At 74.2% G+C, this 13,674-nt stretch carries 11 protein-coding genes; 8 read left to right on the top strand and 3 right to left on the bottom strand.

Annotated features, from left to right (window positions below; translation table 11 throughout):
• Positions 1-100: 100 nt before the first annotated feature.
• Positions 101-532 carry a GNAT family N-acetyltransferase gene (locus tag ACSP97_RS17455; protein WP_355528668.1) on the top strand — a complete coding sequence of 144 codons (432 nt, stop codon included), beginning with the start codon at positions 101-103 and terminating at the stop codon, positions 530-532.
• Positions 533-553: 21 nt separating this feature from the next.
• Here the strand turns inward: ACSP97_RS17455 and ACSP97_RS17450 are convergent, their stop codons facing one another.
• Complete coding sequence (locus tag ACSP97_RS17450; RefSeq protein WP_355322389.1) at positions 554-1,462, bottom strand: aminoglycoside phosphotransferase family protein; 909 nt, start codon at positions 1,460-1,462, stop codon at positions 554-556.
• Between the two features lie 249 nt (positions 1,463-1,711).
• On the bottom strand, positions 1,712-2,392 hold the full coding sequence (locus tag ACSP97_RS17445) for a phosphatase PAP2 family protein (protein WP_355146309.1): 681 nt from the start codon (positions 2,390-2,392) through the stop codon (positions 1,712-1,714).
• A gap of 269 nt (positions 2,393-2,661) precedes the next feature.
• Between ACSP97_RS17445 and ACSP97_RS17440 the strand changes: the two genes are divergently transcribed.
• From ACSP97_RS17440 to ACSP97_RS17415, 6 genes are all read left to right on the top strand, one after another.
• Positions 2,662-3,900: a hypothetical protein gene (locus ACSP97_RS17440; protein ID WP_358673473.1), complete on the top strand. Its 1,239-nt coding sequence runs from the start codon at positions 2,662-2,664 to the stop codon at positions 3,898-3,900.
• A gap of 114 nt (positions 3,901-4,014) precedes the next feature.
• Entirely contained in the window at positions 4,015-4,782 is a 768-nt protein-coding gene (locus ACSP97_RS17435) for a GntR family transcriptional regulator (protein ID WP_355146305.1), read from the top strand.
• Entirely contained in the window at positions 4,779-6,041 is a 1,263-nt protein-coding gene (locus ACSP97_RS17430; RefSeq protein ID WP_440558220.1) for an MFS transporter, read from the top strand. Before ACSP97_RS17435 ends, ACSP97_RS17430 begins: the two co-directional genes overlap by 4 nt.
• Before the next feature lie 140 nt (positions 6,042-6,181).
• A complete protein-coding gene (locus ACSP97_RS17425) occupies positions 6,182-7,126 on the top strand; it encodes an RNA polymerase sigma-70 factor (RefSeq protein ID WP_355146301.1) in 945 nt (314 codons plus the stop codon).
• A 111-nt stretch (positions 7,127-7,237) separates the two neighbouring features.
• Positions 7,238-8,437 carry an NAD(P)/FAD-dependent oxidoreductase gene (locus ACSP97_RS17420; RefSeq protein ID WP_355146299.1) on the top strand — a complete coding sequence of 400 codons (1,200 nt, stop codon included), beginning with the start codon at positions 7,238-7,240 and terminating at the stop codon, positions 8,435-8,437.
• A 351-nt stretch (positions 8,438-8,788) separates the two neighbouring features.
• A complete protein-coding gene (locus ACSP97_RS17415) occupies positions 8,789-9,538 on the top strand; it encodes a hypothetical protein (RefSeq protein WP_440558218.1) in 750 nt (249 codons plus the stop codon).
• A gap of 255 nt (positions 9,539-9,793) precedes the next feature.
• Here ACSP97_RS17415 and ACSP97_RS17410 read toward each other — a convergent pair whose 3' ends face one another.
• Entirely contained in the window at positions 9,794-12,844 is a 3,051-nt protein-coding gene (locus ACSP97_RS17410; RefSeq protein ID WP_440558216.1) for an AfsR/SARP family transcriptional regulator, read from the bottom strand.
• A 364-nt stretch (positions 12,845-13,208) separates the two neighbouring features.
• On the opposite strand from ACSP97_RS17410, the gene ACSP97_RS17405 reads away from it, so the two are divergent.
• Positions 13,209-13,646, top strand: a complete 438-nt coding sequence (locus ACSP97_RS17405) for a PPOX class F420-dependent oxidoreductase (protein ID WP_355146293.1) — start codon at positions 13,209-13,211, stop codon at positions 13,644-13,646.
• The last annotated feature ends 28 nt before the right edge of the window (positions 13,647-13,674 follow it).

The following is a 13,674-nucleotide window of genomic DNA, read 5'->3' as shown; positions in this document are numbered from 1 at the left end:
CTTCCCGGTGGTGCGGTTCCGCCACTCGGCGGAGAGTACCCCCTCGGGGTATTCGGAAACGCGGCGAAGGTCCCGGTTCGGTGATCGGTATCCTCCCGGCATGGATATCCGTGTAGAGGTCGTCCGGGAGGCGGGCCAGGAGCTCGTCGACGCCTTCGGCAGGCTGCTTCCGCAGCTGTCCCGGACCGCCGAGCCCCTGGACCGCGCCGCGATCGACCGGATGGTGGCCTGCGACGCCAACACGGTGCTGGTCGCCCGGACCCCCGAGGCGATCGTGGGCGCCCTGGTCCTGGTGCTGCTGCCGCTGCCGTCCGGGCTGCGGGCCCGGGTGGAGGACGTGGTGGTCGACGGCGCCGCGCGCGGCCGGGGTGTGGCGGGGCTGCTGCTCGAAGAGGCCGTGCGGCTCGCCCGGAAGGCGGGGGCGCGCACGGTCGACCTCACCTCCCGCCCCGACCGCACCGCCGCGAACCGCCTCTACGACCGCGTCGGCTTCCGCCCCCGCGAGTCCACGGTCTACCGCCTCGCGGAGTGACACCGTCCGGGGCCCGCCCGTTCAGCGGGTGGCGGTCAGCCGGCGCAGGGCCGCACGGGCCGGCGGGCCCCAGGCGGGTTTGCGGCCGGAGTGGTCGGCCGCGGAGATCAGGAGGCAGCCGAGGGCGCGCACCAGGGCCCAGCCGCGCGCCCGGCGCACGGTCGCGGGGCCGGGGGCCGGGCGGTACGCGGCGAGGCAACGGTCGGCGGCGCCGTCCGGCAGGAGGGTCCAGGCGGCGGCCAGGTCGCAGGCCGGGTCGCCCGCGCACAGGTCTCCGAAGTCGATCACCCCGCAGAAGGTGCCGTCCGCCGTGAGCACGTTGGCCGCGTGCAGATCGCCGTGCAGCCAGACCGCCGGGCCCGGCCACGCGGGCGCGGCGACGGCGTCCGCCCACAGCGCGCGGGCCGCGCGCACCGTCCCGGCGGACAGCAGGCCCAGCTCGGCGGCGTGGGCGAGGCCGCCGCGGACCCGCGCGTCGTGGCCGGCCAGGCTGCCGCCCCGGTCGCGGCCGGCGGGCGCGTCGGCGGGGGCGGGCTCGTGCAGCGCGGTCAGGAAGGCGGCCAGGGCGTCGGCGGCCTCCCGGGCGCGGGTCGCGGGGGCCAGGTCGGCGGGGGTGCCCGGCAGCCAGGTGGTGACGAGCCAGGGGCGCGGGAACCGGTCGGAGGGCTCGCCCAGGTGCCGGGGGACGGGCACCGGCAGGGGGAGGCGCGGGGCGAGCAGGGGCAGCCAGGCGTGCTCCTTGCGCAGCAGCGTGTCCGCGTCGGCGGTCGCCCACGGCAGCCGGACCGCGAGGTCGTCGCCGAGCCGCCACAGCTGGTTGTCCCAGCCGCGCGCGCCCAGCCGCAGGGGCCGTTCGGCCAGGTCCGGGTGGCGGGCCCGGAGGAGGTCGCGGATCAGGTCCGCGGTGATCTCGGTGCCGGAGTGGGTCATGCCGGACGACGGTAGTGGTCCGGCGCGGCGAGGGCCGTGCGTACGACGCGCACGGCCCGGTCGGGCGTCAGGACGGCTGTGCGACGGCAGCGGGCGCAGCGCGCCGGTGCGCAGCCGGTCGACCAGCGGTGGCGCGAGACGGCGCGGCACCAGGACGGTGATCGGCGAGACCATGCTGCCGACCAGCGCGTCCACGGCCACGTCGTGCGGGTAGCACGCGCCGACGCACACCCGGGAGGAGGTCGAGGATCAGGGGCGCGACGATCCCGGTTCCGGGGTGGGCCGTGCGTGACGGCGCTGACGGTCCGGCTGTGACGACAGCAGCGGGCGCAGCGCGCCGGTGCGCAGCCGGTCGACCAGCGGTGGCGCGAGACGGCGCAGCACCAGGACGGTGATCAGCGAGACCACGCTGCCGACCAGCGCGCCCACGGCCACGTCGTGCGGGTAGTGCGCGCCGACGTACACCCGGGAGGCGCCCATCGCGATCGCGGTGATCAGGGCGAGGGAGCCGAGCCCGCGGGCGATCAGCAGCAGCGCCACCGCGAAGGCGAAGGCGACGGTGGTGTGGTTGCTGGGGAAGGCGTAGTCGTCGGGCGCCGGGCACGCCTCCAGGAGGAAGTCGTGCGGGAGCGCCCGGCACGGCCGGGGTTCCACGAAGACGTCCTTGATCCCGCTGTTGACCACGTAGGCGAGGACGACCGCGATCGGCGTCGCCAGCACGGCGGCCATCGCGGTGCTGCCCTGCCCCCGCGCCCGCCACCAGGCCGCCAGCAGGTACACCACGAACAGGCCGATGCCGATGGAGCTGAACACCGTCGCCGGCTCGTTCAGCCAGTGCGTGTGCCGGGCGAAGTCGGTGACGTCGGTGTAGAGGCCGCCGTCTATCGCCGCGCCGTCGAGCGCCAGGGCGGTCGGGGAAGAGGTCGTCATCAAATGGGTCTCCGGGCCGTGCAGCATGTGCCGTGCGCTCCGTGAGAACGGGAGCGGACACAGATCGGACGTACGGATGAAGCTCGGACGTCTCCAAGGTAAACGTCTACAAATATGTAGACGATATCAGGTCCCCGCATCCCGGCGCGCCTCCCCGTGACCCGAACGGCTCCGCCCTGCTCGCGCCCGCGCCCGGACGGCGTTCCGCTGGCAGCCGGAGCAGCCTTCGGCGGCGGCCCGGAACGATCCGTACGGTGCGGAGGTGCGCGGTGACGAACGACGCGACCCCCGGCGGCCCCGGCCGCCCGGAGCCGGCCCGGCGCGGGCGCGGGGTCCGCCGCGGCCTCGCCTCCGCCCTCGGCGGCCTGCTCCTCGTCCTCGGCTGCCTCCTCGTGCCGCTCGCCGTCGTCGCCACCTGGGCCGCCGACCTGGTGGGCGACACCGACCGCTATGTCGCCACCGTCGCGCCGCTCGCCTCCGACCCCGCCGTGCAGGAGGCCGCCGCCGACCGGGCCACCGACGCGCTCATGGCCCACATCCACCTGCCGGACCTGCTGGCCGGAGTGGCGCCGAAGGACCGGCCCGCCCTGGAGAAGGCGCTGGGCACCGGACTCGGCGGCGCGCTCCAGGGCGCGGTGCGGGAATTCGTGCACGACCGGGCCCGCAAGGCCGCCGCGTCCCCCGCCTTCGCCACCGTCTGGACCGACGCCAACCGCCGGGCGCACGGCGTCCTGGACAGGACCCTCACCGGCACCGGCGCGGTCCGGCTGACCGACGACACCGTGACCCTCGACCTCGCGCCCCTGGTGGACGACGTGAAGCGGCGCCTGGTCGGCGACGGCATGGCCTTCGCCGCCCGTCTGCCCACTCCGCACGCCGAGTTCACCCTGCTCCAGTCCCACCAGGTCGGCACGGCGCGCACGTACCTCCGGCTGCTGCGCATCGCCGGGAACTGGCTGCCGGTGCTCGCCGTCGTGCTGATCGCCGCCGGGGTGCTGCTGTCCCGGCGGCGGCGCCGGGCCCTGGCCGCGGGCTGTCTCGGCGCGGCCGTCGCCACCGCCCTGCTCGGCATCGGGCTGCGGGTCCTGCGCGGGTTCTACCTCGACCGGCTGCCCGCCGACGTCTCCCCGGCCGCGGCCGGCGCGGTCTACGACACCCTGACCCGGTTCCTGGCGACCGCCGTGCGCACGGTGATCGTGCTCGCCGTGGTGATCGCCCTGGGCGCCTGGCTCACCGGCACCGGACGGCGGGCCGGGCTCGTCCGGGGCCTGTGGAACTCCGGCATCGGCGCGACCAGGGCGACCGCCGGCCGCGCGGGACTGCGCACCGGCCCGGCCGGGCCGTTCGTGCGCCGCCACCGCGCCTGGTTCACCTGGCTGCCGGTGGCCGCCGCCGTGGCGGCCTGCGCGCTGTGGCCCCACCCCACGGGATGGGTGGTGCTCGGCATCGCCCTGTGCCTGCTGTTCGTGCTGGCGGTGGTCGAGTTCCTGGCCGCGGGCACCGCGTAAGGGGTGCGCCGAAGCGCGGCGGGCCACGGAGCGCAGTGCTGATCCAGCAGCTTCTCCCCGGTGCAGTAGCTTTCCGGAGCCCTGCGAACTCCCCGACCGCACCGGAGACCCGCCATGCCCCGAGAGGCGCCCTACCTCGCCGTGGCCGACGCGCTGCGCGCGCGGATCGTCGCCGGGGAGTGGGCGGTCGGCGGGCGGCTGCCGTCCCGGGCGCGGCTCGCGGTGGCGTACGGCGTCGGGCGCAATGTCGTCCAGCGGGCCGTGGACCGGCTGATCGCCGAGGGCCTGCTCGAAGGGCGCGCGGGCTCGGGGACGTACGTCCGCACGCCCCGCGAGCGGCTGCCCATGGTCCGTGCCCGCCGCCACGGCCGCAGCGGTCATCCGGCCACCGCGCTGACCGAGCGGGGCCGCGCGGGCGCCTGGGACTTCCGCACCCGGGTGCGCGTCCCGGCACCGGAGGCGATCGCCGGGCGGCTCGCCATCGCGCCCGGCGACCTCTGCGTCAGCACGCACTACGAGTTCCTCGCCGACGGCGTTCCCGTCCAGCTCTCGCACTCCTGGGAGCCGTTGGCGTTGACCGGCGGCACCCCCGTCGTGCTGCCGGAACAGGGACCGCTGGCCGGCAAGGGGGTGGTCGAGCGGATGCGCGCCATCGGGGTGAGCGTCGAGACCGTGGCCGAACTGCCCCGCCCGGCCCGCGCCACCCGGGAGCAGGCCCATCTGCTCGGCATCGCCGTCGGCGACCTGGTGCTCCGCATCGAGCGGACCCTCTACGACGCCGGGGGCCGCCCGGTGGAGACCGCCGACATCGTCATCCCGGACGCGCGCCGGGAGGTGCTCTACGAGTTCGCCGTCGACCAGAGGCGGCAGCCGTCCTCATGACTCCTTCCCGCAGGCCCGGTCTGCTGCGCGACCGGGACTTCCGCCTCCTGTGCGCCGCCACCGCCCTCGGCCAGCTCGGCGACCGCGTCGTCTTCCTGGCCCTGCCGCTCGTCGCCATCACGGCGCTGGACGCCGACGCGTTCCAGATCGGCCTGCTGACCGCGACGACCACCGCCGGCTCCCTCCTCGTCGGGCTGCCGGCCGGCGCCTGGGTGGACCGGGTGCGCAAACGCCCGCTGCTGATCGGCACCGACCTCGCCCGGGCCCTGGTCCTCCTGTCGGTCCCCGTGGCCTGGTGGGCCGGGGCGCTGACCGTGCCCTGGCTCTACGCGGTCGCCCTGGCGCACGGTCTGCTCGGCGTCCTCTTCGACGTCTCCTACGCCGGCTACCTGCCCCGTCTGGTCGGCCGCGACCGGCTGCTGGAGGGCAACTCCACGCTGTCCGCGGTCCGTTCGGTGACCAGCATCAGCGGGCCGGCGCTCGCGGGCCCGCTGGTCGGCGGCCTGGGAGCGGCCCCGACCCTGGTGGCGAGCAGCGCCGGGATGACCGCGTCGGCCCTGCTGGCGCTCGCCATCCGGGGTCGCGAGGACAAGCCGCGGCCGGCCGCCCGTCCGCGGCTGCGCCGGGAGGTCCTGGCGGGCCTGCGCTTCGTGCTCGCCCGTCCGGCCCTGCGCGCGACCGTCCTCGGCGACGCCCTCTTCAACCTCTTCCTGGCCATGTACCAGACCATGCTCCTGCTCTTCCTGGAACGGCGGCTGGGACTCGACGCGAGCGGGGTCGGGCTGATCCTGTCCGGCATGGGCTGCGGCGCCCTGCTGGGCGCGCTGACGGCCACCCGTCTCGCGCGCCGGCTCGGGCAGGGGCGGGTCATCTGGCTGGCGCCCCTGCTGACCTGCCCGCTCACCGTGCTGACGCCCCTGGCACACCCGGGCGGCGCCGGCGTGTACGCGGCGGCGGCCGGACTGGCGGCGCTGTCCTTCGGCGGGGTCGTGCGCGTCGTCGCCCAGTCCAGCTTCCAGCAGGCGCTCACCCCGGACGGGCTGCTGGGCCGGATGAACGCGACCGCCCGGTTCGTCTCCTGGGGCGGCCTCCCGCTCGGGGGCCTCCTCGGCGGCGCCTCGGGCACGGCGGTCGGCGCGCGGACCACCCTGTGGCTCGCCGCGGCCGGCATGACCCTGAGCTTCCTGCCCGCGGCGCTGTCCCCGCTGCGGGGCATGCGGACCGCGGACCGTGCGCCCGGCGCGGACGCGCACCCTTGACACCGGCGCCCCCGGCGGCCACCTCCCGGTCGGGGCGACGGTCCGGATCGGCTGAACCCGCGCCGGACGGGTCCCGGCACGCCCGGGGCCCACAACTCCGCCATGGGCCACCGGGGTTGGCGCGGGCTAGGATCCCGGTCATGGCCCTGACGGCGAGCGAAGTGGACCGGTTCGAGGCGTCCAGGCACCGGCTGGAGGCCCTCGCCTACCGCCTGCTCGGCTCGGCGAGCGAGGCCGAGGACGTCGTACAGGAGACGTTCCTGCGCTGGCAGGGCGCCGACACCGGGCGCATCGAGGTCCCCGAGGCCTGGCTGACCAAGGTGCTCACCAACCTGTGCCTCAACCAGCTGACGTCGGCCCGCGCCCGCCGCGAGACCTACGTCGGCGCGTGGCTGCCCGAGCCGCTGCTCGCCGGGGACCCGATGCTGGGCCCCGCCGACACCGCCGAGCAGCGCGAGTCGGTGTCGTACGCCGTGCTCACCCTGCTGGAGCGGCTCACCCCCAACGAGCGCGCGGTGTACGTGCTGCGCGAGGCGTTCGACTACCCGCACCGGGAGATCGCGGAGATCCTCGACCTCACCGAGTCCGCCAGCCAGCAGATCTTCCACCGCGCCAAGAAGCACGTCGCGAGCGGCCGGGCCCGCGCCGAGATCGACGAGGCGGCCGCCCGGCGGATCGTGGACGAGTTCCTCGCCGCGGCCACCAGCGGCCGTACCGAACCGCTGGTGCGGCTGCTCACCGAGGACGTCTTCGCGATCGGCGACGGCGGCGGCAAGGTCCCGGCCCGCGCGCGGGCGTTCGAGGGGGCCCGCGCGGTCGCGACGTTCATGCGGGGCCTGTTCAAGCCGGGCAAGGCCAAGCGCAACCTGGTCGGCGGCTCCCCCGACGTCCATGTGGTGGCCGCCAACGGCATGCCCGCCATCGTGGTGGTGCTCGACGGCCGGGTCATCGGCGTCACCTGCCTGGAGATCACCGAGCAGGGCATCACCGCCTTCCGCAGCCAGGTCAACCCGGACAAGCTGGTCCGCGCGACCCGGCGGTGGGCGGCCGGCGACCATGGCGAACCCGTGCTCAGCCTCTTCTGATCCATAGGTGACCGGCGTCACAGCACACTTCTGTCAGGAAACGGCGGGCCGCCCGGTTCAAGGGGCGAACCGCGCACGACGCGGCGCACGCACGAGCGACAGGAGCAGGCAATGCAGCACCGCATCATCGTCCTCGGGGCCGGATACACCGGAGCCATCGCCGCCGGCCGCATCGCCCGCCGGCTGCGCCGCGAGGACGTCGCCATCACCCTCGTCAACGCCGAGCCCGACTTCGTCGAGCGGGTCCGGCTGCACCAGCTCGCCGCCGGGCAGGACCTCACGCCCCGGCCCCTGGACGCGATGTTCGCGGGCACCGGCGTGGCACTGAGGCTCGCGAAGGTCACCGGAGTGGACGCCGACCGCAAGACCGTGACCGTGGCCGACGCGCGGGGCGCCCGGGAGGAACTGCCCTACGACAGCCTCGTCTACGCCCTCGGCAGCACCGGGCACGACCAGGGCGTCCCCGGAGTCGCCGAGCACGCCTACGACGTCGCCGGCCGCCCCGGCGCGCTGCGGCTGCGCGAACGGCTGGCCCGCCTCGACGCGGGGGCGCCCGTGGTCGTGGTCGGCGCCGGGCTCACCGGACTGGAGGCCGCGACCGAACTCGCCGAGACCCGCCCGGACCTGGCCGTCGCCCTCGTCGCGCGCGGCGCCCTCGGCGACTGGCTCTCGCCCAAGGGCCGCCGCCATGTGCGCGAGGTCTGCGACCGGCTCGGCATCACCGTGCACGAACACACCACCGTCACCGCCGTCGCGCCCGACCGCGTCACCACCGCCGACGGCACCGGCATCGCGTCCCTGGCCACCGTCTGGACCACCGGCTTCGCCGTCCACCCGATCGCGCGGGCCACCACCCTGGAGACCGGCGACAGCGGGCAGATCGTGGTCGACGCCTCCATGCGCTCGGTCTCGCACCCGGACGTGTACGCCGTCGGGGACGCGGCCCTCGCCATGGGCCCCGGCGACAAGCCGCTGCGGATGTCGTGCGCCTCGGGCGTGCCCGGCGCCTGGCAGGCCGCCGACGCCCTCGTGGCCCGGCTGACCGGGACGAAGGTGCCCACCACCGCGGTGCGCTACTACCAGCAGTGCGTCTCCCTCGGCCGCAAGGACGGCCTGATCCAGTTCGTCACCGCCGACGACCGCGCCGTCGACCGGGCCCTGACCGGACGCCTCGCCGCCCGCTACAAGGAGGCGATCTGCAAGGGCGCCGCCTGGGGCGTCGCCCACCCGCTGCTGCTGCCGGCCCGCGTCCGCCCGGTCGCGCCGGCCGCGCGGCGGACGGCGGACCCGGCGGTCGGCACGGCCGCCTGAGCGGCCACCGGGCCGCGCCCGCGCCCGCCGGCCGCGGGTGCTCGACGCCGGGTCGGTGTCGCCGGGCCGGGACGGGGTGGCGGTGACGGTGGCGCAGGGGCTTCGGGGCGTCCTCGTGCACGCGGCGGCAGGGCGCGGCGGCGGTCGCGGTGTCCGAAGGTCTCCGGGGGTGCGGTGGTGTCCGGCAATTCCCAGGACACGCGCGGGTCGGGCCGTGTTCACCCGGCCCTCGGTCGGCTTCACACCGGGCGCGTTCTCGCACTACGTTGGGGGCGAACGACCGGGTGCCGCCATGGGTCGTGCCGTGTCGGCGGCCGCGTTCGCTCCGTCCCGAGCGCGCAAGGAGCCCGCATGCCGCACTCGACCTCGCCCCTCGACGCCGTGCCCGCCCGGGAGACACCGGGAGTTCCGCGCCTGCTGTTCGCGGCCGTGCGGCTCGCCGGCGCCCTGCCCGCGACGCGCTCCACCCTCGGCGTCGTACGCGGCCGGCACCAGTCGGATCGCCAGCGGGCCGGTGCCCTGCGCGCCCGGCTGGCCGAACGGGGCGTGCACAGCACCGAGTTGAGCCCGCTGCCGGAGCCCGGCGAGCGCGGCGGCACGTACGGCCTGCCGGTGCGCGGGGTGGGGCTGCTGCTGCACACGCCGGGCGTGCGCCCGGAGCAGGCGATGCGGGCCGCGGCGTTATGGCGGCTGCCGCTGCTGACCGAACGCCCCGAGGGCGCGGCGGGCGGCGAGCCGGGCGCGCTCGGCGGCCGGCGGAGCGCCGTCATCGGCATCCATCTCGCCGACCGGGGCTATGAACTCGCCCTGCACCGCGTGGGTCTGGTGTCCCTGCGCCCCGACCCCGGGCCCGCCCGGCTGATCCTCGACAACGAGAAGATCACCATGCCGGGCGGCCGTCCCCTGTGTGTCACGGTCACCGGGTCGGGGCTGCTGGAGGTGCGCGGTGACTCCTTCGGCATGCGCCGGGTACGGCGGCTGCGCTTCGAACGGGCCGCGGGCGGCCACCGGCTGGACCTGGACGGCACTCCGGTGCGCGAGGTGCGCGCCCCGCTGCGGATGGCGGCCGAACCGGGCCGGCTGCACCTGCTGTACCCCTGAGCCTCAGCCCTTCGCGCGTGGCTTCATCCGGGCAACGTCGGGGAAGGGTTGTTCAGAAAAGCATGCATGTCATGGGCACGCAAATAAGGGTAAGAAAAATGGCTTCCATTGGCGCTGTTCTCTCGGGGAGTGGGAAATTCGGCGCACGCGTGATGGCATCAGGCGTCGGGTGCCGGATGATCTAGGCACTGGCGCCATTACACACTATTCGAGCCCACGAGCGAAATCGGATACAGGCAAGTCCGAAAGGACTGGTCAGCCCGCGCCTTCCCGCCTGCCCCCCTGCAAGGTCGTGATGATCCGCGACGCGCGGTCCGCCTCCGCGTGGGCGCCAATGCGCATACTCATTTGGCAACTTTCTTTGGCATATGCCAGCGCCTGTGCCGTCCGGCCGGTGTCCATGTGGGCCAGGGCGGCGTCGTGGGCCGCGTCGACCACCTCGCCCGCGGCGTTGATGCGCCGGGCCAGGGCGAGCGCGGCGACATGCAGGGGTATGGCCTGCTCACTGCGGCCGGCCGAGCGGTGGGCCCGGCCGATTCGGTTGAGCGCGATGGCCTCGCGCCGCCGGTCGCCCACGGCGCGGAAGAAGTCCAGGCTGTGCTGCGAGAGAGACAGGGCTTCGTCCGTTTCGCCCAAGCCGATCAAGGCGTTGGCCAGGTTCATCCGGAGCGTTTCCAGCTCCCTTTTGTCGGACCTTCGCAACGCCAGTGAAATGGCCTTTCGGTAAGCCTGCTCGGCGCCTTTCCAGTCACCTGTCCTGGTGGCGAGTTCGGCCATGTTGTTGAGCGTGCTGAAGATTCCCCGCTCATTGTTTATGGAGGTGAACTCGGTCAGTGCGCGGTCGAAATACTGCCGCGCCGAGTCGATCTCCGACAGGTGGAGGTGGGTGACCCCCAGGATGTTGTAACTGCGTGCTGTCTGGAGTCTGTCGCCTATTTGCAGAAGGGAATCAAGGATCTGTTTTTGAAGATCGCGCATCAGTTCGTACTGGCCCGTCTGCCACAACGGAATGCATATCTGGTTGACGCATTCGATCTCCAGTTCCGGGTCCCCCAGTGCCCGGGCCAGCTCCAGTGCCTCCCGTTCGGCCGCGATCGCCTCCTCGTAGCGGGAGTGATGGCCGTGCGCCACGCCGAGGTCGAGCAGGGCCCGGGCCCGCGCCCCTCTGTCGCCCACGGCGGCCCAGTGGTCGACCGCCCGTCGCAGCAGCGGCTCCGTCGCGGCCGGATGCCCGCGCATGTCGAGCAGTCCCGTCAATACGTGGACGGCCAGCGCGAGTTGGCGTTCCGAACCGTTCCGGATGAACCAGTCCAGGGTGTCCGACAGATTCCCGCTTTCGCCGTCCAGCCAGTGCTGGGCCGCATGTACGTCTTCGAACTCCGGCAGTGTGGTCCATTCGGCGGAGTCCGGGCTCGTACGGGATCGGTAGGGATGTACGAGACGATCCGCGCGATCGGCGGCACTCGTGTAGAACGCCGCCAGGCGCTCCAGGGCCGCCCGCGAGTCGTGCTCCGTTTCCTCCTCGTCGATCAATGACCGCGCGTACCTGCGCAAAAGGTCGTGCAGGGTGAACCGGTGCGGCGCGGGTTCGGTAAGGAGATGGCGGGTGAGGAGTTGCTCCAGGGCCCGTTCCGTCGCGGCCAGGGAGAGACCTGTCAGTGCCGCCACCGCATGCGGTCCGAACTCCATTCCGGTATGCAGACTGATCCGGCGGAAGACCAGCCGCTGTTCCGTGTCGAGCGCCTGATAGGACAACGCGAACACATGCTCCAAAGTGCGTTCGCCGTCGCGCAGTTCATCGATCCGCCCACCCCCCGCGGCCAGCTGCTTCAGCAGATCCGCCGTGGTCCATGACGACCGCGTGAGCAACCGGCTCGCCGCGATCTCGATCGCCAGCGGCAGATGTCCGCAGATGTGCACGATGTCGGCGACCTCGGACCTGTCGGCCCGACCGCCCGCCCCGAGCCGCCGCATGAACAGGGCGATCGCGTCCTCGGGGGGCAGCACGGCGAGCGAGACCGGACGGGCGCCCGGCAGACCGGTGAGCCGGCGGCGGCTGGTCACCACGACCGCGGTCGGCGAGGCCCCGGGCATCAGCTGACGCACCTGCTCCGAGCAGTCGGCGTCGTCGAGGATCACCAGCATGCGCCGGTCCCGCGCCAGCGACCGCCACAGCGCGGTGAGTTCTTCGGTGTCCCGGGGCAGCTCGCGGCCCTCCGGGCCGAGCACCCGCAGCAGCGTGGTGAGCGCACGGTCCGGGGAGCCGGCCGTCCGGTCCGCCCCGTGGCCACCGAGCCGTATGAAGCAGCGGCCGTCCGGATAGCGGTCCGCGAGTCGATGCCCCAGGTGGGTGGCGAGGGCCGACTTCCCGACCCCGCCCATCCCCTCGATGACCACCACCGGCCCCGTCTCGCCCCCGCCCTCGGACAGGGCCGCGGTGAGCCGTCGCAGCTCCTCTCGGCGGCCGATCCAGGGCACGTCCCGCGGCAGGTTGTCCGGCACGGGCCGGACCGGCCGGGCGGGGGGCTTGTGACGGGAGGCACGCCCGTACAGCGCACCGGCCGGCGCGCCGGCCAGAATGCCCTCCTGGACGCGGTGGAGGCGCCGTCCCCCGTCCAGGCCGATGTCCCGGATGACCCGCTGCCGGGTCCGTTGCAGCAGCTTGGTCGCCTCCGCCGTGCGGCCGGCGCCGTACAGCGCGACGGCCAGTAGTCCCACCAGCGCCTCGTCCACCGGGTGTTCGTCCAGCAACGGCATGAGAAGGGGCACGGCCGGTGCGAACTTCCCCGCGTCCATGAGGAGTTCCGCCCGTGTCATGGCGGCGCCGAGGCGGGTCTCGCCCACCGTCGCGCGCAGGTGGTCGGGCCAGGAACCGGTGATCCCGGCGAGCGGTTCGCCGTACCAGTGGGCGTCCGCCCGCTCCAGCAGTCGCAGGGCCGCGCCGTCGTCGCTGTCCTTGAGCGCACGGGCCTGTTCGACGCAGCTGGTGTAGGCGCGCAGATCCACGCGGTCCGGATCGATGTGCAGGACGTAGGAGTTGGTCCGGCTGGTGAGGGCCGGCGCGTCGGGGCCGGCCGCCCGCAGGGCGCGGCGCAGGCGCGAGATGTGGGCGTGCAGCGTCTCGCGGGCGGTGGCCGGCGGGTGGTCGTCCCAGATCCGGTGGACCAGGCTGTCCACGCTCACGGACCGGCCCGCGTCCCAGGCGAGCGAGGCCAGGGCCAGCCGCGTCTTCGTGGGGCCCAGCGGCCCGTGCCGCCCGTCGACGCACAGTGTCACCGAACCTGAAAGCCGAATCTCCAACTCCACCAGCGTCCTCCCGCCGGTAGGGCCTGCACTGGCCGGGCATTCGAGGGTGTCATGAACCTGATTGCATGGCCATGCATCTGTCGCGCGATCCTGAATTTGACCGATAAACAAGATATTTTCACCGGCCCGCCGACCGAGACCGGACGCCCGCGGAAGGGCCGTCGACGTGCGCACTCCCGCCCGGCGCGGAGGGAGCGTGCGGGGACCGTGCGGGCGGTGCGCCGGGCCCGGTCGCTGTGGCGGAATCGTGTCGGAAACCCGCACGGTTCCTGGTGTTCCGTGCCGTTCGGCGGTCGGCGCCCCGGCGGTCGGCGGTTGCGTGAAAGAGTGGGCCGACCGTTGACGATCAAGGAAAGGTGCGGGCATGGCGGCGCGGTTGACCGAGCAGGTGCGGGGGCGGCTGGAGGCGCCGAACTTCTGGTTCGTGGCCACGGTGACGCCGGACGGCGCGCCGCATGTGACGCCGATGTGGGTGGGGCTGGAGGACGGGCTGATCGTCTTCAACACCTCGGTGGGCCGGATCAAGGAGGAGAACCTCCGCCACGACCCGCGCGTCCACCTCTCCCACATCGACGCCGACAGCCCCTACGACCGGGTGCAGATCTCCGGCCGCGTGGTGCGCCTCGTGACGGGCGAGGAGGCCGAGCACGGCATGGACCGGCTGGCCCGCAAGTACCTGGGCCTGGACGGCTACCCCTGGCTGATCGAGGGCGAGCAGCGGGTGCACGTCCTGGTCGAGCCGGAGCGCGTGCGCCACATCGTCGGCGTCGAGCCGTTCCGGCCGGGGATCATCCCCGCCTGACGCGGCGGACCCCGGCGCACGGCACGGC

Source organism: Streptomyces sp. SCPE 10, from assembly GCF_051980735.1.
Taxonomy (GTDB): Bacteria; Actinomycetota; Actinomycetes; order Streptomycetales; family Streptomycetaceae; genus Streptomyces; species Streptomyces misionensis.
This window is presented reverse-complemented; position numbering and strand designations above follow the sequence as displayed.

What these genes read in the sequence shown, in the direction of transcription:
- ACSP97_RS17455 (WP_355528668.1), top strand. Translation starts at nt 101, where the DNA reads ATGGATATCCGTGTAGAGGTCGTCCGGGAGGCGGGCCAGGAGCTCGTC.
- ACSP97_RS17450 (WP_355322389.1), bottom strand. Translation starts at nt 1,462, where the DNA reads ATGACCCACTCCGGCACCGAGATCACCGCGGACCTGATCCGCGACCTC.
- ACSP97_RS17445 (WP_355146309.1), bottom strand. Translation starts at nt 2,392, where the DNA reads ATGACGACCTCTTCCCCGACCGCCCTGGCGCTCGACGGCGCGGCGATA.
- ACSP97_RS17435 (WP_355146305.1), top strand. Translation starts at nt 4,015, where the DNA reads ATGCCCCGAGAGGCGCCCTACCTCGCCGTGGCCGACGCGCTGCGCGCG.
- ACSP97_RS17430 (WP_440558220.1), top strand. Translation starts at nt 4,779, where the DNA reads ATGACTCCTTCCCGCAGGCCCGGTCTGCTGCGCGACCGGGACTTCCGC.
- ACSP97_RS17425 (WP_355146301.1), top strand. Translation starts at nt 6,182, where the DNA reads ATGGCCCTGACGGCGAGCGAAGTGGACCGGTTCGAGGCGTCCAGGCAC.
- ACSP97_RS17420 (WP_355146299.1), top strand. Translation starts at nt 7,238, where the DNA reads ATGCAGCACCGCATCATCGTCCTCGGGGCCGGATACACCGGAGCCATC.
- ACSP97_RS17415 (WP_440558218.1), top strand. Translation starts at nt 8,789, where the DNA reads ATGCCGCACTCGACCTCGCCCCTCGACGCCGTGCCCGCCCGGGAGACA.
- ACSP97_RS17405 (WP_355146293.1), top strand. Translation starts at nt 13,209, where the DNA reads ATGGCGGCGCGGTTGACCGAGCAGGTGCGGGGGCGGCTGGAGGCGCCG.